Origin of the sequence: Gracilibacillus ureilyticus, from assembly GCF_900111195.1 — a bacterium.
GTDB classification, from domain to species: domain Bacteria; phylum Bacillota; class Bacilli; order Bacillales; family Amphibacillaceae; genus Gracilibacillus; species Gracilibacillus ureilyticus.
In genome coordinates this window covers 182,112-205,352 of the sequence record NZ_FOGL01000004.1, presented here as the reverse complement: position 1 = coordinate 205,352, position 23,241 = coordinate 182,112, and the positions used below count along the sequence as shown (strand labels likewise).

Genomic DNA, 23,241 nt, shown 5'->3' with positions numbered 1-23,241 from the left:
GAGTTGTATCCCAAATGATGATTCATTTCTCCTTTTAACATCGATTCAAACATTGGTCCAAAAATATCTTTTAGTGCATTCTGCATATCCTGTACAGACTCTGGTTGGTATTGTTCTATAATTCTATTAGCTAACTCTACTGCTTTCGGATCACGCTTAGATTTCACCATTATAAACAACTCCCCAATTTTTCTACTCTTAGTTTAACAATAAAAAAATAAACTGCGAAGTAAGAGCCGTACGCTCTCTTACTTACACAGTTTATATTACACTCCCTGTTCATCTACAATTCCGCTAGAATAACCATGGCTTATCTATTCAAACTCTTCTATGGCAATAGCTATTATTGCTGCCGATTGACCAGATATCTGCAAGTCCTGATATAAAGTTAAGATAATATGATCCATTCGATAATGAATTATTACTGTAAAAACTCCATGTTTCTCCAGCAAGTATTCTTGCGTCAGTCCCTTCTATGATCTCCCACTTCATTCACATATCTCAATTTGTGGAATAGTAATAATCACACTATAAGTTTCCTTGAGGAAAAATAATAATATTATGGAAAAATTATTGACAAACTGAAATAATTGCATTAAATTTTTAGTTATAACAAAAAAGTTAGACTAGGGAAAAACAGGAGGAGATTAAAAATGAAAAGGTATATGTATTTGTTTATGGTAGTTAGTTTTGCGCTTTTTTTAGCAGCTTGTGGTAATGAAGCAGAATCTTCAAACGATTCGAGCGGTGAGTCAAGCGAGGGGAAAATTACTGTTGTTACGACCATCGCCCAAATTGGTGAACCTTTATCTGTTATAGGAGGAGATCGTGTAGAAGTGCAAAGTCTAATGGGACCATCGGTAGACCCACACTTGTACAATCCAACACAAAGCGATGTGAAAACAGTTGATAGTGCTGATGTGATTTTTTACAATGGTTTGGACCTAGAAGTAAATATGAAAAAAGTGTTTGAAGAAATAGGGGAAACTAAGCCAGTATTAGCCATCGGTGATACACTTCCGGAAGATGTATTATTAGAGGATGAAGAAGGAGCTGTAGACCCTCATATCTGGTTTGATATTGACCTTTGGAAGCAGGCATTAGATGCGGCAGTAGAAGAATTAAAAGAATTTTCGCCAGATGATGCGGAGTACTTTGAAGAAAATAAACTTGATTACTTTGCTAAATTGGATAAGTTAAAGGAAGAAGCAGAAGTACTTCAGGATATACCAGAAGAACAACGAGTGTTAGTAACAGCGCATGATGCATTTGGTTATTTCGGTAACATGCATAATATGGAAGTGATCGGACTGCAAGGATTGAGTACAGAAGATGAAATTGGGGTTTCGGATATTAATAATACAATTGATATTATTAAAGAGTACAATGTTCCAGCAATCTTTGTAGAGAGTAGTATTAATCCTGATTCCATAGAAGCGGTTATACAAGGTGCAGAAGATCAAGGATTCCCATTATCTCTCGGTGGTGAATTATTTTCTGACGCGATGGGTGACCCTGAAACTGCGGAAGGTACATACTTAGGAATGTACCGTCATAATGTTACTACAATTTATGAAGCTTTGAGCAAAGGAGCTGAGTAATTTGGCACAGCCAGCACTTAAGGTAATGGATTTAGCAGCATCCTACCGAAAAAATAAGGTATTGTATAATGTGAATTTTGAAGTAGCGGCTGGTACACTAACAGGTGTTGTCGGTCCTAATGGTGCAGGCAAGTCTACGTTAATTAAAACCCTTTTGGATCTTCATCCAGCTTTAACAGGTCATATAGAATTCTATGGTTTACCTTTCAAGAAGGCAAAGAAAAAAATTGGTTACGTCCCTCAACGTGGTTCAGTTGATTGGGACTTCCCTACTAACGCTTTAGATGTTGTAACAATGGGCTTATACGGAAATATTGGTTGGTTAAAAAGACCATCACGGAAGGATAAACAAAAGGCATATCAATCCTTGGAAAAAATGGGGATGGAGGGCTTCGCCGATCGGCAAATCAGTGAGCTATCTGGCGGTCAGCGGCAACGGGTGTTTCTAGCCCGTGCTTTAGTACAGGATGCAGATCTATACTTTATGGATGAGCCACTGGCAGGGGTAGATGCCGCAACAGAAAAAGCAATCATGAGAATACTGCAAGAATTAAAGGCATTAGGAAAAACAGTTCTCGTAGTACATCATGACCTCCAAACAGTAGAAGACTATTTTGATCATGTCCTTCTATTAAATAAGACAGTGATACATCATGGTAAAACAGAAAATGTCTTTACATCTGACAAAATATCGGAAACATATGGTGGGAATATGAAGTGGATTACCTCCAGAGAGGAGGGGTATCATGTGGTCGGCCCTTCTAACAAGTAATACACAGTGGGTTTTGATAAGTACTATGGTCTTAGGGATTGCCGCTGGGACAATAGGGTGTTTAGCTTATTGGAAGAAGCAGAGCTTAATGAGCGATTCATTGGCTCATGCTTCCCTTCCAGGGGTCATTATTGCCTATTTACTTTTTGCTGAGAAGGATTTGTACATCTTAATAGCGGGAGCAGCTGTTAGTGCATTATTAGGTGCAGCATTTATCCAGGGGATTCGCCAGACAACGAAAATAACAGAAGATACGGCGATGGGAATGATTCTGTCTGTTTTTTACGGATTGGGAATAATGCTGTTAACGATTGTTAATCGTTCTGCTGGTGGTAACCAGGCAGGACTGGATAGTTTCATCTACGGGCAGGCAGCGGCAATGGTCCGATCCGACGTTTGGACAATGATCATACTCGCCCTGGCAGCTATTTTTTTTGTTGTCATTGCCTTTAAAGAATGGAAACTGTATTTGTTTGATCCGGCTTTTGCTAAAGGGATTGGATTATCCTTAAAAGGGATGAACATTTTATATACTTTAGCTCTTGTAACTACAATTGTTATTGGGATTCAAGCAGTAGGGGTTATCCTGATTTCTGCACTGTTAATTATCCCGCCATTAAGTGCTCGTTACTGGACCCATTCTTTTGGCGCTATGCTGTTCTTGTCCGCATTGTTTGGAGGGATGGCCGGTGCAACAGGTACAGCAGTTAGTACACTGGGAAGTGGATGGCCAACAGGGCCATTTATTGTCATTTTTGCTTCTGGATTCTTCGCTGTTTCACTAGTTTTCGGTAAGCAAAAAGGAATTTTAGTAAACTATCTCCAATTTAAAAAACGTCAGAAACTCGCACAGTTTCAACAAAATAATAATAAGTTTAAAGCACAGGGGGTGAGTAAATGAGCTATTCAGCATGGATAATTTTAACCGCATGTTTAGTCGGTGCCACCTCCGGATTAATCGGTGTATTCTTAATACTAAGGAAAATGGCAATGATGGCAGATGCAATTAGTCATACCGTTTTATTAGGAATTGTTATTGCTTTTTTAATTACTCGTGAATTAAGTGGTCCACATATGTTAATTGGTGCAATTATTGCCGGTTTAGTAACCGCATTTCTCGTCCAATGGCTTCACTCGTTAAACATCGAGCAGCACGCTTCGATGGGAATTGTTTTCACAACATTATTTGCTATTGGTGTCATTTTAATCGCAACTTATGTAGGAAATGCTCACCTTGATGTGAAGCATGCCCTAATGGGCGAAATCACTTTTATTCCATGGGAAACAATGACACTGCCTTTTCTGGGTGATGTTCCAGTTGCTACTGCCATGCTCGGATTTGCTTTTATCATTGTGCTATTCTTTATCACAGCCTTTTATAAAGAATGGAAAATTACGTCCTTTGACCCGGCGTTAGCTGCTAGTCTGGGGATTCCTGTCATTGTCATGCATTATGTATTTATGAGTCTAGTATCTGTTACGACTGTTGCTGCTTTTGACGCGGTTGGAGCTATTATGGTTGTGGCAATGTTAATTACACCTGCAGCAGCAGCTTACCTGTGGACAGATAAACTTTCTATCATGCTTGTAATCAGTGGTTCGTTTGGTATTATATCTGCTGTACTTGGCTACTTTATAGCAACATGGATTGATACATCTATCTCCGGATCGATGGCCTTAGCAACGGGGATTTTATTTATCATTAGCTTCATTTTCTCTCCGAAACACGGATTAGTTTCAAAGTTTGTAAAACCTGCTACAGCAAAAATAATGACACAGGATGGGTAGTCACAATGTGGTTACCCTCATTTTTTGTTTCCTGTACTTTTTTAACAGGTTAAATTTGAAGTAGCGCATTTTCACAATAAACTCAACAGAAGTTGGCTGAGCGGTTTATTTGCCCCTTAATTTAAGCAATTTAATGATTTTTGTTGTAATCGCTTTCCTTCTCTGTATATATTGATAGGGAGGCGTTATTTATAACTACTTGGAACTACTAACATACAGTGTATAATTCTCCTCAAATGAAGATAGCCTTTTTCCAATGATAAAAATTTGGAGGTGTGAGATATGGATTCAAAAAAAAAACTATGGTACAAAGCTCCTGCTGATAACTGGAATGAAGCATTACCAATAGGAAACGGCAGGCTTGGCGGAATGGTGTTCGGACAGGTGACAAATGAAAAAATTCAACTGAATGAAGATTCTGTATGGTATGGGGGTCCACGAGATCGACTCAATCCGGATGCCCTGCCAAATTTGAAAATGGTTAGATCATTATTGGCTGATGGCAAGTTAAGGGAAGCAGAAGATTTAGCTAAATTAAGTTTCTCGGGCATTCCAAAAAGTCAACGTCATTATGAACCATTAGGCGAACTAAACATACATTTTAAAGGGTTAGATGATTATCATGAATTTTATCGGGAACTTAATTTAAAAACTGCTATTGCATCAACTACTTTCAAGACTAATAATTGTCAGCATCACAGAGAAGTTTTTACAAGTTATCCAGACCAAATACTAGTGATGCGAATTACTTCATCGAAACCGAATGATCTGTCATTTCAGCTTCATTTAGACAGGGGTAATACTAGAAACTTTGATACTACCAAACAGGTTTCTGAATGCAGTATTATTATGTCAGGGGAAACTGGCGGTAAGGACGGTATTGCATTTTCAGCATTAGTAAAAGTGATAGCAGAGGGGGGAGAGGTAAAAACAATTGGTAATCGGATCTGTGTGAATGAGACGGATTCAGTCACAATCTTACTAAGCGCAGCAACCTCCTTTCGATATAGTGATCCTGAAAATCAGTGTGTAAAAGTAATAGAAAACCTGAAGTCTGCCGACTATGCGTTTCTAAAGAAGCGTCATATTGATGATTATCAGCAATTATTTGATCGAGTAGAATTGGATATATCAGATCAAACTGGTATGCATGATAATTTACCTACAGATGAAAGGCTGAGAAAACTGAAACAGGGTGGAACAGATTTAAGTCTTATCAGTACATATTTCCACTTTGGGCGTTATTTAATGATAGCATCAAGCAGACCTAATTCCCTGCCAGCTACATTGCAGGGCATCTGGAATGACTTAATGCTTCCTCCATGGGATAGTAAGTATACGATTAATATTAATGCCCAGATGAATTACTGGTCAGCTGAAGTATGTAATCTCTCAGAATGTCACTTACCTTTACTTAAACATATCGAAAAAATGAGAGAATCAGGGAGAGTGACTGCAAAAAAAATGTATAATTGCCGTGGGTTTACTGCCCATCATAACACAGATATATGGGGAGATACCGCCCCACAGGATATATATCCGCCAGCTAGTTACTGGCCCTTAGGTGCAGCATGGCTATGTTTACATTTATGGGAGCATTATGAATATACTTGTGACGATGAATATTTAACAAATGCTTATGAAACGATGAAGGAAGCGGCTCTATTCTTAGTTGATTTTCTTGTAGAGAATAAAGAAGGATTACTGATTACAACACCTTCAGTTTCTCCGGAAAATACGTATTTGTTACCAAATGGAGAAAAAGGGAACCTGTGTGAAGCGCCTGCGATGGACAGCCAAATTATTTATGCTCTGTTTTCCAGTTGCATCAAAGCAAGTGAAATATTAGAGATTGATGAGGATTTCCGCCAAGAATTAATCCACTTAAGAGCTAAATTACCACAAATCCAAATAGGAAAGCATGGTCAAATCCAGGAATGGCTGGTAGATTACAATGAAGCAGAGCCGGGTCATCGTCATATTTCTCACCTGTTTGCCCTTCATCCAAGTAATCAGATTTCTCCAACGACCACTCCTGATCTGGCAAAAGCAGCTGAAGTAACATTAAAAAGAAGGCTGTCACATGGTGGAGGACATACTGGCTGGAGCAGAGCATGGATAATCAACATGTGGGCAAGATTACAAAAAGGGGAGAAAGCTTATGAAAATATTGCTGAACTTCTAAAATCTTCTACATTACCAAATTTGTTTGATAATCACCCGCCATTTCAAATTGACGGTAATTTTGGTGGAACGGCTGGAATAGCGGAAATGATTGTACAAAGTCATAATAGGGAAATTCATCTCCTGCCATCTGTTCCTGAAGTATGGAGAAATGGTCGTGTGAAAGGATTCAAGACAAGAGGCGGTTTTGAAATAGATATGGAGTGGAACGATCACCAATTAATATGGGCCAAAGTTCGTGCGGTTAAATCAGGAGTATGCCGTATTAGAATACCATATCATTTAAAGGTTTCTACCAACCCTGATAATTTGGTGAAAGTGGATAACTGTCTATATGAATTTCCAGCCAAAGAAGGTGGATCATATAAACTGACATTTAACTAATAATATGGATCGTAAGAGCTTTCCGTAAGGGGAGCTCTTTTGTTTAATTTTCCGGAGAAATGCTCGCTTTCTCTGTTTTTTAATTATTAATGTCTGTTTTTTATATACTCAAGTCATTCAAATTTTTGTTATTATTTACAGGGACTGAATAAATAGTAAGTTTCCTGAGAATAAAAATGTAAGCGCTAACTTAAAAAGAACTTATCCTCATTTGACATTTCAAATATAACTACATAATGTGCAGCAAGTTCTTGTTAACTTGATTGCATCCTGTAAATGATTTAGTTTATCAAAGCAATAAACGTCCTTAATATCCTGATTATCAGAAGTATCACTTCAGTGAAAGGAGGTGAAAAGCAGTTTTTTACTGTGGGAAAATATACTTTCCTCCCGCCATACCTGGATCCATAAGTAACACCGATGTCTTATTTTCAATCTATCCTAAGGAGGTTTATTTTATGCTAAAGCGATTTAAAAAACGATTGAAGAAAAGTGCTATTGTAGCAAGTGCCGCTGTAGTTGCTGCCTCATTTGCAGGTACTGTTGATGTTCTTTCCATTTATGCAAATGGGGTGGGTGAAAATCATTACCAAATGGAATATTTGGAGAGAGGTGTTGTTGCTGTCCATACAGATGAAGGGATTTTTGTTAGCTGGCGTCTGTTAGGAACAGATCCGGAACAGAGTGCTTTTAATCTTTACCGGAATGGAAAGAAGGTCAATGAGGAACCAATAACATCCAGCACAAACTTTTTAGATAAAGAAGGAAAAGCTGATTCAACATACAGAGTAAGTCTAGTTTTAAACGGAAAAGAGACAGACAGATCAAAAGAAGTAGAAGTATGGAGTAATGAGTATCACTCCATACCGTTACAGAGACCAGATGGTGGTACAACTCCTGATGGGGTAGATTATGTTTATCATGCCAACGACGCGAGCGTAGGTGATCTGGATGGTGATGGTGAATATGAAATCGTATTAAAGTGGGAACCATCAAATGCAAAAGATAATTCACACTCGGGGTATACAGGCGAAGTTTTTATTGATGCTTATGAAATGGATGGTACGAAACTCTGGAGAATTGGTCTTGGTAAGAATATTCGTGCAGGCGCACATTATACGCAATTTTTAATTTATGATTTTGATAGTGATGGAAAATCAGAAGTTACGCTAAGAACAGCTGATGGTGCAACAGATGCAGCTGGTAATGTAATTGGTGACCCTGATGCTGATTACCGTAACGGTTCTGGTTATATATTGGAAGGGCCTGAATACTTAACAGTGTTTGATGGAGAAACAGGCGAAGAATTAGCGACTACTGACTTCTCACCAGCGCGAGGGAATATGGGAGACTGGGGAGACACATATGGTAATAGAGGAGATCGATTCCTGGCAGGAGTTGCCTATCTTGATGGTCAAAAGCCAAGTATTGTAATGACACGTGGTTACTATGAAAAAACAATGCTTTCCGCTTATAACTTCCGGGATGGTGAGCTAACGAAGCTCTGGACATTTGACAGTGACGATGATGGCAATCAGGCTTATGCCGGTCAAGGAAACCATAACTTAAGTATTGCCGATGTGGATGATGATGGAAAGGATGAAATTATCTTCGGAGCAATGGCTGTGGATGATGACGGTACAGGTATATATTCAACAGGATGGAATCATGGTGATGCAATGCATGTAAGTGACCTTGATCCGAATAGAGAAGGGATGGAAGTTTTTCAGGTTCATGAATGGGGTGACTATGGTTTAAGTATGCGTGATGCTGCTACAGGTGAAGAGATATGGGCAGTTCATACAGGAGCTGACACTGGAAGAGGGGTGTCCGCAGATGTAGATCCTCGTTATCCTGGTGCAGAAGCATGGGCAGTTGGAGGAGATTGGAATGATGGTGGAGGCTACTTCTATACTGCGGAGGGTGAAAAAATTGGCGGTAAGATCCCATCTTCTAACTTCGCTATCTGGTGGGACGGCGATTTATCTCGTGAATTGCTGGATCATGACTGGACAGATTACGATATTGGAATTGGAACGCCAAGAATCGATAAATGGGATTATGAAAACCAGGAGCTTGTCAATATTCTAAAAATAGAAGGAACCACTTCTAATAATGGAACAAAAGGTAATCCTTCATTACAAGCAGATATTATTGGTGACTGGAGGGAAGAAGTGATAGTAAGGGATATTGAGAGCACAGAACTTAGGCTCTATACAACAACCGACCTTACAGAACACCGTATTCCGACACTTATGCATGATCCAGTTTACCGATTGGGAGTTGCATGGCAAAATGTGGCCTATAACCAGCCACCGCATACGAGCTATTTCCTGGGAAGTGACATGGGGGAAGCACCTGAGCCAGATGCTAATTTTATAGTTCCATCAACTGTCAATGTAATGCCGGACAGATTGAATGGAAAGCTGAAAGGGACTGTTACCGTTAATGTAGAAGTTCCTGATAATGCCTCAGGGCTTGTAGAAGGGGATTCTGCTGAGATTGCTGTAAATGGGGTAACAGTTAAAGGAGAAATATCTATTGTAAGAAGAGGTTTCCAAGTGAAAATGGATCGCCGGGAGCTTGCCCGTGCACTTGAAAAGCAAATTGGTGAAACGCAAGTAAAGATTGCTATCACTTCGGGAACTGGTGAAATTTTTGTAGGAAAAGACACAGTAAATGTTCAAACATTAGAACCTGCTTTATCCGTAAATGAAGTAGATGCAGTGAAGGCTGGTGAACGATTCAGTCTAACCTATTCTCTGAAGGGTGAAGGAGATAATCTCCGCTCTATTGAGGCTGTCCTCACATACGATCCAGAGAAGATGGAATTTGATTCAGTGGATCCTTTAGTTAATAAATTAAATATAACCCAGGAATCTGTACGACCAGGTGAGGTTCGTCTGGTAATAGATGGGACACCAAATCGGTTCTTTAACGATCCGGACCTATTTACGGTGAATATGAAAGTGAAGGAAACAGAAACATTTGAAGCAGACGTTTCTCTTAAGGATATTGTGTACACAAGTACAAGTAAAGAAGTAGTACCAATGGATGATGTTTTACAGTCAATCGATATATTTGATGATGTTTCTGAGATTAATGTGAGCAGTGAAGGTAATGTTCAATCAATTGATTCCAATGGAGAAACTTTACAATTAACAGCACAAGTATCGCCTGCCAATGCCTCGCAAACAGTGAATTGGTCTGTTACAGATATAGACGGTTCTGAAACAGATATTGCTGCAATTACCTCTGATGGATTATTATCAGGAAATAAGCAAGGATTGAATGGAGAGGTGAAAGTCATTGCAGAGGCGACTGATGGATCAGGCATAAAAGGAGAACTGGTTATTGACATTTCGAACCAGCTACAATTAGTAACTGGAGATGTCTTTGGAACAAATCCGCCATGGTCTGAAGGAAATGAATTTGATAAAGCATTTGACGGGGATACAAATACTTTCTTTGACTATAAAGAAGCAAATGGAGGTTATACAGGAATTGATGCAGGAGAAGGAAATCGAACCGTACTTGCTCAAGTCAGATTCTATCCTCGAGACGGTTTTACAAACAGAATGACAGGTGGGAAGATTCAGGGATCGAATATTGCTTCAGATGAAGGATTCGTTGACTTATATACGATCAGCTCTGAACCTGATGCTGGTTGGAATGTTGTACAAATAACTACAGAGGAATCTTATCGTTACCTGCGTTATGTAAGCCCTGACGGAGGACATGCAAATATTGCAGAATTGGAATTTTATACTCACTAAATAATAGTAGGCATAAGTTCGGTAATACTAACGAGCTTATGCCTTTCTTATGTTCCATTGTGACTTGGAATATGCCTGCATGTATTCGCCAAATTACATTCGATTCCTGTAATATACCCCCTCGCTTTAAAAAGTGCCATCTTATCTACTTGAACAGGCAACAAACGTCCTGTCATGCATATATTAGGGTGATATTAAAAGTCAAAGGGTGGGTTGATGAATAACAAATATAATATTAACTTTTGCTATTATCCTGGTAAAAGTGAAGAGGTAATTGTATTTATTCACGGAATACCAACAAATCATCACTTATGGGATCTAATCCTTCCATATGTAAAAGGGCATTATAGTGTACTGACTGTCGATTTGATCGGATATGGAAATTCAGATCGTGCTCCATACTATGATTTGACATTACCAAAACAGGCTGAATATATTATAAACCTGCTCGATCATTTAGGAATATCAAAAGCACATTTTGTAGGGCATGATTTAGGCGGCGGAATAGTGCAGATTCTTGCGGTTTCCTATGCGGATCGTGTAGAAAGTATCGTTATTGCTGATGGAGTATGTTTTGCAAATTGGCCACTGCCTAAAGTTGTTTCGATTCGTTATCCTACAGCTGAGGAATTCCAGCCAACACCTTTATTTATAGAAAGGATGCTCCGTGAGGGTCTATACTATCAGCAGTTATTAAAACCAAACCTTTTATACGATTTTTTAAGGCCTTTCAGTGGACCAAATGGGCCACAGGATTTAAAGCAGGCATCTTTTGCATTAAATCATCATCAGACAGAGGATCTTGTGCCTTTTCTTCCGAAAGTAAAAGTCCCTGCTACATTATTATGGGGGCAATATGACAGGTATTTACCGCCATACTGGGGGAAATTACTCCATCACCATTTACCATACTCAAGTTTTAAAATTATATCAGATGCAGGTCACTACTCGATGATTGATAACCCTAACCGGTTTGCAGAAGAACTAATTCACCATATGGAGTCCATCACATAACGGCACCTTATTTTTGTCTGTATAGTATTTGAAGGTAATATTAACTCAGCAGATTTTCATTTTATCTTTTTTAATAAAATGTTAGGGAGGAAGAATAAGCATAACTTGTATAGATTGAGGCATATTAAGGATATCCCTATGGAAAGGAGCTTTTTCAATGACACAAAATGCACAGCAGATCCTTAATCAAATTAGTCAATTGGCAAGACAACTGGAACAACAGGAATCCCAGAATGCACAGCAGCTTCAGCAAGGCCAGGAAATCAGTGCTCAAAAGCAACAGCAGATGGCAACTACAGAACAAAATGCTGCACAGCAGTTAGCGCAAATGCAGCAATTAATTCAGCAATATCAACAATTAAACCAATCTCAAAGTTTCCAGGCTTCAACTGGAACAGGGAGCAGCCAGTTTACAGGGGCACAGTCAGCTTTTCAAACAGGGTTTTCCAGAACAAATGCTGAGGAAGTAAGGAAACAGAACCAGCAATCTGCTCAAAACCAGAGCAGCGGAAACACATTTAATTAAAAAGAATTTTTTATAAATCAGTAATAAAGCAGTCACCTCTACTAAGGTGGCTGCTTTATTACTTTAGGCGCTGAATATGTTGCTCTCGTGATAAGAGAATTCGAAACGAGTCAATTATATGGTAAGTGTTACATTATATGAGGAAAAAAGAGAACACTAATTATTATATCGTCAACATATGTGGAGGTACAGGAATGAAAAAACGTTATTTAGTTTTTTACATATCAATTATTATCATTATATTACTCGTTATTGCGGGGGTTACTTTTCCTGATTCATTAGAAAGAATCACCTCAGACATCCAAACTCTACTCTCTAATGCATTTGGGTGGTACTATTTAATCCTCGTTACTATTATACTTGTGGTTTGTCTATATTTAATGATTTCGCCTGTTGGCCGTATTAAGCTGGGAAGCCAGGATGAAAAACCGGAGTTTTCCAGGCCGACTTGGATTGCTATGTTATTTAGTGCTGGAATGGGAATAGGCCTTGTTTTTTACGGAACTTCAGAGCCGATCAGTCATTATGCCATTAGCTCCCCAACAGGCGAAGTAGGCACCGATCAGGATATAAAGGATGCCCTTCGATTTACATTTTTTCATTGGGGGATCCATGCATGGGCCATTTACGCTATTGTTGCACTAGCCATAGCTTACTTTCAATTTAGACATAAAAAGCTGGGCCTTATAAGTGCGACTCTTTACCCTGTTTTTGGCGAAAAGGTAAATGGTATTACAGGAAAAGCAATAGATGTCTTTTCTGTACTGGCAACAGTACTAGGTGTGGCAACGTCGCTTGGATTTGGAGCGGTTCAGATTAATGGCGGTTTGTCATTTCTATTTGGTGTTTCGAAAAATATAGGGACACAATTTATTATTATTGCTGTTGTTACAGTGTTATTTCTAATATCCGCATGGTCTGGTTTAGGAAAGGGAATCAAGATATTAAGCAATGCAAATATGATGTTAGCTGGAGCTTTATTTTTGCTTATGTTCCTGTTCGGTCCAACATTATTTATTCTAAACCTGTTTACTAATACAATTGGTTCATATATTCAGACATTGCCTCAGATGAGCTTCAGAATTGCTCCATTAAATGAGGACATTCGAGGATGGATTAATGGGTGGACAATTTTTTACTGGGCATGGTGGATTGCATGGTCACCGTTTGTTGGAATCTTTATCGCAAGAGTATCGAAAGGGAGAAGTATAAGGGAGTTTGTATTTTTTGTCCTGCTGATACCTTCCATCGTTATCTTTCTATGGTTTGCTACTTTCGGTGGATCAGCTATTTCGCTTGAACATAATGGGATTGCTGAAATATCAGGCCTATCTGCAGAGGAATCACTATTTGGCGTTTTTGCCCATTACCCGCTGCCTTTATTAACTTCTTTAACTGCAATGGTGCTCATTGGATCGTTTTTTATAACTTCAGCTGATTCCGGAACATATATCCTTGGAATGATGACTACGAACGGTTCACGCTCACCTGGGAATAAAGTTAAATTCACATGGGGAATCTTGCTTTCTTTAATTGCAGTTGTGCTGCTCTATTCTGGCGGTCTTCAGGCGTTGGAAAATATGATGATAATAGCGGCTTTGCCTTTTTCTGTAATTATTGCTTTAATGTCAATTAGTTTGTTAAAAGCTTTAAGCGATGAAGCTAAACAGCTTGGGATAGGCAGAATTAAAAAAAGAAAGGTGTAAACTGTCACAAATAGCGGTTGGTAAGACTAACGAAATGAAGCTAAAAAAATTACGGGGAGAGGACTTACAAGGGTGTTGTCATTGCCATAACGACAAAGTTGGCATTTATGTATATTGTATGAAGCCTGCATGTGCCATATCATATATTATATAGAACATTTAAAATATTAATTTAAAAAGGAGTAGGATTATGGCTCAATCATCCATAAAGGTAAAAGTTCAGCAATTTGGTAACTTTTTAAGTTCGATGGTAATGCCTAACATTGGTGCATTTATAGCTTGGGGACTTATTACTGCATTATTTATTCCTGATGGTTTCTTTCCTAATGAAAGTCTTGTCCAGTTAGTTGATCCAATGGTCTACTACCTGCTGCCATTATTGATTGGTTTTACAGGAGGTAAGCTGATTCACGATCAGCGAGGCGGTGTTGTTGGAGCAATTGCTACGATGGGGGTAATTGTAGGTGCACCAGAGACACCGATGTTTCTTGGTGCAATGATAATTGGGCCGCTTGGCGGATATGTGATTAAAAAGTTTGATCAGGCAATTGACGGTAAGGTCAAGTCTGGATTTGAAATGCTTGTAAATAACTTTTCTGCTGGTATTATAGGTGGATTACTTGCAATCTTATCATACTTAGCTGTAGGTCCTGCAGTAAATGGATTTACACAACTGCTTGTTTCAGGGGTGGACTGGTTAATTGGAGCTGGATTGCTGCCATTGACAAGTATATTTATTGAACCAGCGAAAATTTTGTTTTTAAATAATGCTATCAATCACGGGATTTTATCTCCAATTGGTTTAGAGCAGGCAAGGAGTGCTGGCCAGTCCATTCTATTTTTACTGGAAGCTAACCCAGGTCCCGGACTTGGTATATTACTGGCATTTACGTTGTTTGGAAGGGGAGCTGCTAAACAATCAGCCCCGGGTGCCGGGATTATTCATTTCTTCGGAGGGATACACGAAATTTATTTCCCTTATGTATTAATGCGTCCGATGTTACTGCTTGCAGTAATTTTAGGAGGAATTAGCGGAGTATTTACATTAGTCCTGTTGGGGGGAGGTTTGTCTGCCCCTGCTTCACCTGGAAGTATCCTGGCAATTACAGCAGTTACTCCTCCGCAAGTGAGTGTATACCTTGCTAACTTTAGTGCAGTTATTGTAGCAACAATAGTTTCTTTTGTTATTGCTGGCTTTATACTAAAATCAGGCAAACAAAAAGACGAAGATATAGAAGAAGCTACCCGTAAAATGCAAGAGATGAAAGGAAAGAAAAGTTCAACCGAAGGGGCAGTTCAATTAAACCAAGGTACTCTGCCGGAATCTGTAAATAAAATTGTTTTCGCATGTGATGCTGGAATGGGTTCAAGTGCTATGGGAGCTTCTCTCTTACGAAAAAAGGTTAAAGCTGCAGGATTAGATGTTGCTGTAACAAATACAGCAATTAGCAGTTTACCAACAGATGCACAAATTGTCATCACACAAGAGGAACTAACACCACGTGCGAAGAATAAATTACCAGATGCCTATCATATTTCTGTGGATAATTTTCTATCAAGTCCCGAGTATGATAATTTAATTGAAAGCCTTCAGAATGGTGTGTCAGAGCAACTGAATGAAATCACAAGTGAAACAGAAGCAGACATTACCGGCCACACAGATGATGATGGCTTGCTGCTTGAAGAGAATATTTTTATTGACAAGCAATTTTCCAGTAAGGAAGAAGCAATCCGGTTTGCGGGTGAAGTGTTAGTAAAAGCCGAGTATGTGGAGGAAAGCTATATAGAAGCAATGATAGAACGCGATAAGATGACTTCAACATACATGGGTAACCATGTTGCCATCCCGCATGGAACAGAGCAAGCGAAAAAAGCTGTCTTACGTTCAGGATTTACTGTTCTCCAAGTTCCAGAAGGTGTAGACTTCGATGGTGAAACAGTAAAACTGATCTTTGGGATTGCCGGTAAGGATGGCACGCATCTTGATATCCTGTCAGGGATTGCAGTAGTATGTTCAGATGAGGATAACATTGACCAGATGGTAAATGCGAAGACAGCTAAAGAATTATTGGATATTATCAATAGTAAATAAACAGCAAGGGATAGAAAGGCAGGAAATCACTGTCTTTCTATTCTGTTATATTTTCCCTTAATATTCGGTACGGTTAAGGTAATGAAGCAGTGAACGTATTTCTAATAAGAAATGGGTGAATCAAATGTTTATTACATCAAGGGAAAAATCGATCATAGATTTAGTGATGAAAACTTCTGGAAAGCATACTCCACAGTCTCTTGCCAGCTATTTAAATGTAAGTGTAAGAACAATTCAGCGGGATTTAAAGGGTGTAGAAAAATTATTGAAGCCTTTTGAACTGGAATTGACCCGGTTCCCTGACGATGGACTAGTGATTAATGGGAGCAATGAAGGCATATATAAATTAATCCAGCAACTTGCCCGAACGGAGCCAACAGATGAAACACCTGTAGAGAGGAAATTTCAATTACTTATTCTCTTGCTTAACAACGGGGATGTATATAAGACTCAGTTACTGGCAAAAAAGTTAAGGGTTAGTGTAACAACATTATCTTCTTATTTAAGTGATATAACAGATTGGCTAGCGAAATTCTCGATTTCATTGACTCGAAAAAGAGGTGTCGGTATCCAATTAAATGGGAAGGAATCAGATGTTCGCAAAGCAATCGCTTCATATATACAGATAAATTTTCATGAAGAGCTTCTTGAACATTTATACCAGTTAAAAAAAGAAAAGAGATCAGATGAATTGGTGCTCGGGTACTTTTCACCTCAGGATCTGCTGGTAGTTGAGGAAAAGGTTCATCAACAGCTTGAACAACAGAAAATAAGATTAGCTGATAATGACTACTTAGGACTGATCGTACATATTACTGTTACTATTCAGCGTATTAAAAATCGATACGAATTAGCAGAAGAAGACGAGATTACCAGCGATAGATCAGAAATGAGTTTTCAGTTAATAAGCAAATTATGCGGAGAGTTAAGTGCCAAATTTTCTATCCCTATAAGTGACAGAGATAAAGATTATTTGGCTGTCATTTTTAAAGGTTCCAAGTTAAAAGATTCCGAAGTGGTTGATTATGACAGTATTTTGCTCGGACAGATTATGAAAAATATTATTCAAAATGTTTCTGCTCAATTACATGTAGACTTAACAAGTGACTTCTCTTTATACCAGGGTCTTCTTGCACACATGGAGCCAGCTGTATACCGTTTAAAGCATCAGACAGGTTTGTTTAATCCGCTGACAGAACAGATCAAAAAGAAATATCCCGTCTTATTTATGGCTGTTCATAACAGTTTGAAAGAGGAATTTCCAGATATTATCTTTCAAGAGGATGAAACAGCGTTTATCGTATTGCATTTTGGTTCTGCTTTATTAATGAATGAAGAAAAGCCGAAAATAAATGCCGTTATTATTTGTCCAACTGGAATAGGGACTTCTAAAATGTTAGCAAGTCGTCTTCAGAAAGAGTTTCATGAATTTAATTCAGTAGAAATTAAATCAATAAAGGAAATAGAGAAAGCAAATCTGAATAATTTTGATATTATTATTTCAACTGTCCGGCTTCCATTTGATGATATACACTATATTATTGTATCCCCATTGTTAATGGAGGAAGACATAGATAGGATAAGAAGTTTTTTACAGGCTAACGTCGAACAACTAACAGAAAAACATGAATATGTGAAGACCGGTGACAGGGAGGTTAGCCAGAAAGAATCGAGCCTCCAGCATGTATTGCAAGAAATAAAAGATGTGCAAAAAAGTATTGAAGCAATTCTCGACAATTTTCAACTGTACCGGAAGTCTTCGGGAAATTATACGGAAGTGTTGAAGGAAATGATAGATAATCTAGAATCGAAGACACTGGTAACGGATGCTGCTCAAGTAATCAGAAAGTTAGAAGAAAGAGAAAGAATAGGCGGGCTTGGAATACCAGATACTAATATGGGTTTATTCCATTGTCGTGATGAAAGTGTACAGGAACTTGTTTTTCAAATATATCATATGGACCGGACTTCTTTGATTAAAGGGATGGATGGTAAGGACATTAATATGAAAAATTTGTTATTAATGCTTTCACCTGAGGAGTTAAGCTTGAAAGAGCAGGAGATATTAAGTTTAATAAGTACAAGTTTGATTGAGCCTGAAATGACAATGATGATTCACTCGTCAGCTAATGAAGAAATGATTAGAAGAAAATTAGAAGATATATTTTCAGGGTATTTACAGAATAAATGGGTAAAGGAATGATGGAATTGAAAAAAACCGTTCACTTTGGTGCAGGAAACATTGGTAGAGGATTTATTGGTGCATTATTTTCCGAATCAGGTTATCATGTAACGTTTGTTGATATTGCTGATCAAATCATTAACCAATTAAATGAACAAAAGAAATACGAGGTAAAATTAGCAACTGATAAACAAGAATCCACCACTATAAAGAATGTATCTGGTGTTAATAACATCACCCATGAAAATGAAGTTGTGGAGCTAATTGAAAAAGCAACCTATTTGACAACTGCAATTGGTCCCAATATCTTACCAAGAATTGCCCCGCTTATAGCAAGGGGGTTGACAGAGAGAGTATATCAGGCGGATGATAAGCTGTATATTATTGCATGTGAAAATCAAATAAATGCAACGGATATTTTAAAAGAACATATAATGGAGAATCTTGATGAAGATACAAAGGAAAGGTTGGATGGAAGAGTATATTTCTTTAATTCAGCGGTTGATCGAATTGTCCCTATTCAGGAGAACAATGATACACTAGATGTACTGGTAGAGCCATATTATGAGTGGGTTGTTGAGACAACTGAAAATATTCCTGATGTGAAAGGTATGACAATAGTCGGTGAACTGGCACCATTTATTGAAAGAAAGCTATTTACTGTGAACACAGGTCATGCTGTTATCGCCTATCTCGGTTATTTGAATGGAAAGACTACGATTGATAAGACGTTAGCAAGTGAAGATATCGCCATACAAGTTCAGGAAACATTGAAGGAAACAGGCGAATATCTTGTTAAACAGTATGGTCTCAGTGAAAACGAACATCATAAATATATACAAAAAATTATTGACAGATTTAAAAACCCCTATTTAAATGATGGTGTGACACGGGTTGGGCGTGCACCTATACGTAAATTGGGACCAGAGGATCGACTGGTGCGTCCTGCAACAGAGGCACAAAAAGCAGGCTTAGCTTTTACAAATTTAGCTAAAGCAATCGCTGCTGCATTATTGTTTGATTATCCAGAAGATGAAGAAGCAGTGAAATTACAGGGAATGATTCGGGATAAAGGAATCGCAAAAGTGTTGCAGGAAGTTAGCAGCTTACCAGAAGACAGTGAAATCACTAAAGAGGTCATGAAACAATATGAAATATTAAAAAGATAAAATGAAATTTCAAAACTTTCAGGATTGAACAGCAGAAGCAGTTTCCGTTAAACTGCTTCTATTTTTTCTCTTCTGAACCATATTAAAACTTCCATCAGTAAAATAAAAATCTGTCATGCTCCAGATATTAATGTATAGTTAGAGTCAGGGAAAGTAATAGAGGAGGCAATTTATTGAGAAAAATTATAATAACGACAGAAAGTGGAGCTGATTTACCGAAAGAAGTTACTGAAAGGTATTCCATCAAAGTTGTCCCAATGCATATCATTATGGGTGGAGAAGATTATTTAGATGGGTCACTGCCAGTACAAAGTATTTTTGACTATTACGATAAAACAAAAAAAATACCTTCTACCACTGCGACTAACGTTCACGAATATATGGAGTTTTTTAAGGGAATAAAAGCAAATTATCCGGGATGTGTGATCATCCATATCGGATATACTTCCAAAGCATCGTCCTCCTTTCAAAATGCTATGGTCGCTGCACAAGACTTGGATGATATTTTTCTGATTGATGCATTAAATGTTACCGGAGGATTAGTAGTGGTTGTAATTTATGCTGCACAATTGTTAGAAAAGGAACCTGCAATGGAACCTGAAAGACTTGTAGAAAAGATCCAACCCGTAATCTCAAAGACAAAGCTGGCTTTTGTACCTGGCAGTTTAGAATTTCTCAAAGCGGGTGGAAGAGTTAGTAATCTAGCCTACCTTGGTGGAGCGCTTTTAAAGATTAAGCCCTGTATTGAATTAATTGATGGGAAACTTGTCTCCACAAGGAAGTATCGTGGGAAGATGAGTGTTGTAACAGAAAAACTTCTTCATGATTATTTCCATCAATACAATATTGACAAAGATTGCTTGTATTTCATTTATTCAATTGGGTTGGATGAAGAAATTATGAAAAAGGTGACTGATATTGCAAAAGAGTATGGTTACAGGAACATACAATGGTTACTGGCCGGGGCGATGATTTCCACACATGCAGGACCAGGTGGATTTGGTGTTGCAGGAATAGAAAGAGAATAAACGAGTTTGCTGAAAAGATGATGTACCCAGGGTTTGTATCCCTGGGTATTTTTTTTATAAGCATACGGATTACTGGCTTTTGCTGCTATTAAATATAGCGCTAAATGTAATATCCCCACTTATCGATAATCACACTTATATCTATCCATCGTTATCCATATTCGTTTTGTAACAATTAAATAATAAAAGTAACAGATTTGTAATAAGTAACAGACCGAGTAAGAGGGAATAGGTATGATAACTGTTTTGTTCTATTACAAAATAATTGGAATTTGTAAAAAAAAAAGGAATATTAGCCATTTATATTCCAATGTTATCCTGCCATTGTTTTAAGCAGGCTGCCGTGGTGGTAATGATAAATAACTTCTTTAAGGAGGTATCCTTTGTGAGTATTCAAAAAACGACAGACAGTTCAAGCTTAGCGGAGGTGATTGACAGAATACTGGATAAAGGTATTGTTATCGATGCATTTGCAAAAGTATCGCTTGTCGGGATAGAGATATTAACTGTAGAGGCAAGAGTCGTTATTGCGAGCGTGGATACTTGGCTGAGATATGCGGAGGCAGTTGGGCTGCTGCGGGATGAAGTATATGAAGAAGATCAATTAACCGAAGAAAATAGAGCATTTAGTATATGAAGTCAGTTATAAGGTGGTGTAAAGATGAAAGTCGAGGAAACTCAAAATTCTGATGAACAAACAAGTGGTCAAAATTCTATCACGTATGTGCTGTTGGGTGGAATGGCCGGTGCGGGGATCGGGATGTTATCAAATCCCGGTACTGTTCAAAAGCTTTACCACAGGGTACAACAGTCTGAGACAGGACAAAGGATTGCAAAAGAACTAGGGAAGAATCTGCAGCATGTGATTACTCAACAGGCTATGACAGCTGTTCAGCAGGCTGCACCAGATTATTGGAATAAAGCGAAAAGTAAGATCTCCAAGTCATCATCTTCAGAGCCGGACAGAGACAAAATGGAGATAGATACTAATTATGAAGAGATCAAACAGGAAAATGAACAGATTAATCAGCGACTGGAAAAGATAGAACAGATGCTGGACAAGCTGGTGCACGAAAAAAATTAGCCGCTAATGCAAAGGAGAATGCAATGAAAAATCCGATTAAGAAGACGGCTGAAAAAGTAGTGGAAAAAGCTTATGAAAAATCCCCAGAGTCTTTAAAAGAAAAAGCGAGGGACAAATTGAAAGAGAAAGCAACAGAAAAAATGGAAGACAAGGTGTATGGAAATGCCGAAGAAGCAAAAGAGAAAGTACAAGATGTACTGCTTTCCGTGCGGGAAAAACTTGGCAATGTAAAAAAGGCAGGAAAGAGCTTGCAAAATAGTCTTTCCACAAGTACTGGCAAGGGAAAATTAAAAAGCTATCAAGATATTAAAGGAGTACAGCATATTAAGAGCACTTCAGAAATTAAAGGGGCAAGTAATATAAAAAGCTCGGCAAAAATTAAAAAAATCAGCTCATAAAAATTTTCATGAGAGGAGACTAAATATGGCTATACAAAAAACGACGGACAGTTCAAGTTTAGCAGAAGTAATCGATAGAATTCTCGATAAGGGGATAGTGATCGATGCATTTGCACGGGTATCCGTAGTAGGGATTGAAATATTAACAGTAGAAGCAAGGGTAGTCATTGCAAGTGTGGACACTTGGCTGCGTTATGCCGAGGCAGTTGGTCTGTTAAGAGATGAAGTAGAAGAAGAAGGACTTCCTTCACAGCAAAATGAACGAGGGGAAGCATCTTTTAGTGTTTAACAGGAGGGCTGCTTTAGCCCTCTCTTTCCCGTGGAAGGAGGGTGTAACCAATGAAGATAAAGGAAATCATGAAAAATGTGAATGATTTTTTTCAGGAGAATGTTGCCCCGCCCCATAAAATAACCTCAGTGGAAAGGCTGGAGGAAGGTGGGTGGCGGATAAAGATTGAAGTGATTGAAGAAAAAGAATATATGAAGAGATATGCCAAGGATGAAATGATTGGCACATATGAAGTGTTAGTCGATGAAGATCAGGAGATAACTGCATACAAGAGACAGGAAATCCGTTATCGCAGTTCGGTTGGTGTAGAGAGTTAGAGAGAGTGGAGGGATCAGCTAATGACTGTTTTAAATGAAAGAGTTACATCAGACCATCATGCTTTAATACAAGATATGGCGACGAAATCACTCCTAAAAAGATCAATACAGTATATGAAAGCAGGCTATCCTGTACATTTTACAGGTCCCTCTGGCTCTGGCAAGACTTCGATTGCTTTAGCTTTAGCCAAAAAATTGAAACGGCCAGTGATGCTGATGCATGGAAATCATGAATTAGACAATAAAGACCTGATAGGAAGTTTTAACGGATATACCAGTTCCAAGGTAGTTGACCGGTATGTTAAATCTGTCTATAAAAAAGACGAAACCATTACGGAATCATGGAAGGACGGCCGTTTACTGGAAGCAGTCAAACATGGATATACACTTGTCTATGATGAATTCTCCCGGTCACAACCAACAACGAATAATATTTTCCTCTCCATTCTGGAAGAAGGTGTACTTCCATTATATGGTTTAAAGTCTACAGAGCCATTTATAAAAGTACATCCTAAGTTTTCTATGATATTTACAAGTAACCCGCAGGAATATGCAGGAGTCTATCAAACACAGGATGCATTACTGGACAGATTAATAACATTACATGTCGGCTATAAGGATAAGGATCAAGAGACACTCATTATAAGTGAAAAACTTGGATTGGATAAAAAAGAAGCGGAGATTATCTCAGAACTGGTTCATGATTTGCGTGAGGAATTTGGTGACAGAAAAGGAGCCCCCAGCCTCAGAACATCTCTTCAGATTGCTCGTATCGCAAAACTGGATGATATACCAATCGATTATTCCAACGGAGATTTCCAGCAACTCTGTGCAGATTTGTTAGGTCATGCAGTTGTTCAGGGACTTGCTCTAACGGTTGAAGACGCAAATGATCTCATCCGTAAGAAAATGAAGTATTAAGAAGGGTGAT

At 38.4% G+C, this 23,241-nt stretch carries 20 protein-coding genes and 1 pseudogene; 19 read left to right on the top strand and 2 right to left on the bottom strand.

The genetic code is table 11. From position 1 onward, the window contains the following. Positions 1-170 (bottom strand): annotated as a pseudogene (locus BMW36_RS20165) (IS256 family transposase); the annotation flags it as partial. 148 nt (positions 171-318) lie between these two features. Continuing rightward, positions 319-492 carry a hypothetical protein gene (locus BMW36_RS20300; protein WP_175480371.1) on the bottom strand — a complete coding sequence of 58 codons (174 nt, stop codon included), beginning with the start codon at positions 490-492 and terminating at the stop codon, positions 319-321. A gap of 161 nt (positions 493-653) precedes the next feature. Between BMW36_RS20300 and BMW36_RS06630 the strand changes: the two genes are divergently transcribed. The 19 genes from BMW36_RS06630 (at position 654) to gvpN (ending at position 23,231) form a co-directional block, all read left to right on the top strand. After that, positions 654-1,601 carry a metal ABC transporter solute-binding protein, Zn/Mn family gene (locus BMW36_RS06630; protein WP_089740072.1) on the top strand — a complete coding sequence of 316 codons (948 nt, stop codon included), beginning with the start codon at positions 654-656 and terminating at the stop codon, positions 1,599-1,601. Positions 1,602-1,626: 25 nt separating this feature from the next. Further along, positions 1,627-2,373, top strand: a complete 747-nt coding sequence (locus BMW36_RS06625; protein WP_089740081.1) for a metal ABC transporter ATP-binding protein — start codon at positions 1,627-1,629, stop codon at positions 2,371-2,373. Further along, positions 2,348-3,274, top strand: coding sequence for a metal ABC transporter permease (locus BMW36_RS06620; protein WP_089740071.1), 927 nt, complete (start codon positions 2,348-2,350; stop codon positions 3,272-3,274). The genes BMW36_RS06625 and BMW36_RS06620 overlap by 26 nt, the downstream gene beginning before the upstream one ends. Further along, positions 3,271-4,161 carry a metal ABC transporter permease gene (locus tag BMW36_RS06615; RefSeq protein ID WP_089740070.1) on the top strand — a complete coding sequence of 297 codons (891 nt, stop codon included), beginning with the start codon at positions 3,271-3,273 and terminating at the stop codon, positions 4,159-4,161. Before BMW36_RS06620 ends, BMW36_RS06615 begins: the two co-directional genes overlap by 4 nt. 282 nt (positions 4,162-4,443) lie before the next feature. After that, positions 4,444-6,729 (top strand): glycoside hydrolase family 95 protein, encoded by a 2,286-nt coding sequence (locus BMW36_RS06610; protein ID WP_089740069.1) that lies wholly within the window; start codon positions 4,444-4,446, stop codon positions 6,727-6,729. Positions 6,730-7,187: 458 nt separating this feature from the next. Further along, positions 7,188-10,505, top strand: coding sequence for a rhamnogalacturonan lyase family protein (locus tag BMW36_RS20725; protein ID WP_175480370.1), 3,318 nt, complete (start codon positions 7,188-7,190; stop codon positions 10,503-10,505). A 216-nt stretch (positions 10,506-10,721) separates the two neighbouring features. After that, a complete protein-coding gene (locus BMW36_RS06600) occupies positions 10,722-11,519 on the top strand; it encodes an alpha/beta fold hydrolase (protein WP_089740068.1) in 798 nt (265 codons plus the stop codon). 157 nt (positions 11,520-11,676) lie between these two features. Continuing rightward, positions 11,677-12,045, top strand: a complete 369-nt coding sequence (locus BMW36_RS20545; protein WP_245711604.1) for a hypothetical protein — start codon at positions 11,677-11,679, stop codon at positions 12,043-12,045. Positions 12,046-12,239: 194 nt separating this feature from the next. Next, positions 12,240-13,751 carry a glycine betaine uptake BCCT transporter gene (locus BMW36_RS06590; protein WP_089740067.1) on the top strand — a complete coding sequence of 504 codons (1,512 nt, stop codon included), beginning with the start codon at positions 12,240-12,242 and terminating at the stop codon, positions 13,749-13,751. A 190-nt stretch (positions 13,752-13,941) separates the two neighbouring features. Further along, positions 13,942-15,843, top strand: coding sequence for a PTS mannitol transporter subunit IICBA (locus BMW36_RS06585; RefSeq protein WP_089740066.1), 1,902 nt, complete (start codon positions 13,942-13,944; stop codon positions 15,841-15,843). A gap of 124 nt (positions 15,844-15,967) precedes the next feature. Then, a complete protein-coding gene (locus tag BMW36_RS06580) occupies positions 15,968-18,046 on the top strand; it encodes a BglG family transcription antiterminator (protein ID WP_089740065.1) in 2,079 nt (692 codons plus the stop codon). 5 nt (positions 18,047-18,051) lie between these two features. Beyond that, on the top strand, positions 18,052-19,194 hold the full coding sequence (locus BMW36_RS06575; RefSeq protein WP_089740080.1) for a mannitol-1-phosphate 5-dehydrogenase: 1,143 nt from the start codon (positions 18,052-18,054) through the stop codon (positions 19,192-19,194). A 173-nt stretch (positions 19,195-19,367) separates the two neighbouring features. Next, positions 19,368-20,222 carry a DegV family protein gene (locus BMW36_RS06570; RefSeq protein WP_089740064.1) on the top strand — a complete coding sequence of 285 codons (855 nt, stop codon included), beginning with the start codon at positions 19,368-19,370 and terminating at the stop codon, positions 20,220-20,222. A gap of 385 nt (positions 20,223-20,607) precedes the next feature. Further along, positions 20,608-20,859 (top strand): gas vesicle protein GvpJ, encoded by a 252-nt coding sequence (gene gvpJ / locus BMW36_RS06565; RefSeq protein WP_089740063.1) that lies wholly within the window; start codon positions 20,608-20,610, stop codon positions 20,857-20,859. A gap of 24 nt (positions 20,860-20,883) precedes the next feature. After that, entirely contained in the window at positions 20,884-21,306 is a 423-nt protein-coding gene (locus tag BMW36_RS06560) for a hypothetical protein (protein WP_089740062.1), read from the top strand. A 59-nt stretch (positions 21,307-21,365) separates the two neighbouring features. Then, complete coding sequence (locus BMW36_RS06555) at positions 21,366-21,704, top strand: hypothetical protein (protein ID WP_245711603.1); 339 nt, start codon at positions 21,366-21,368, stop codon at positions 21,702-21,704. A gap of 25 nt (positions 21,705-21,729) precedes the next feature. Continuing rightward, the gene (gvpJ, locus tag BMW36_RS06550; RefSeq protein WP_089740060.1) at positions 21,730-21,993 is read left to right on the top strand and encodes a gas vesicle protein GvpJ; all 264 of its coding nucleotides are present in this window, start codon (positions 21,730-21,732) and stop codon (positions 21,991-21,993) included. A gap of 50 nt (positions 21,994-22,043) precedes the next feature. Continuing rightward, on the top strand, positions 22,044-22,310 hold the full coding sequence (gvpO, locus tag BMW36_RS06545) for a gas vesicle protein GvpO (protein WP_089740059.1): 267 nt from the start codon (positions 22,044-22,046) through the stop codon (positions 22,308-22,310). A 21-nt stretch (positions 22,311-22,331) separates the two neighbouring features. Beyond that, positions 22,332-23,231 carry a gas vesicle protein GvpN gene (gvpN, locus tag BMW36_RS06540; RefSeq protein ID WP_089740058.1) on the top strand — a complete coding sequence of 300 codons (900 nt, stop codon included), beginning with the start codon at positions 22,332-22,334 and terminating at the stop codon, positions 23,229-23,231. The last annotated feature ends 10 nt before the right edge of the window (positions 23,232-23,241 follow it).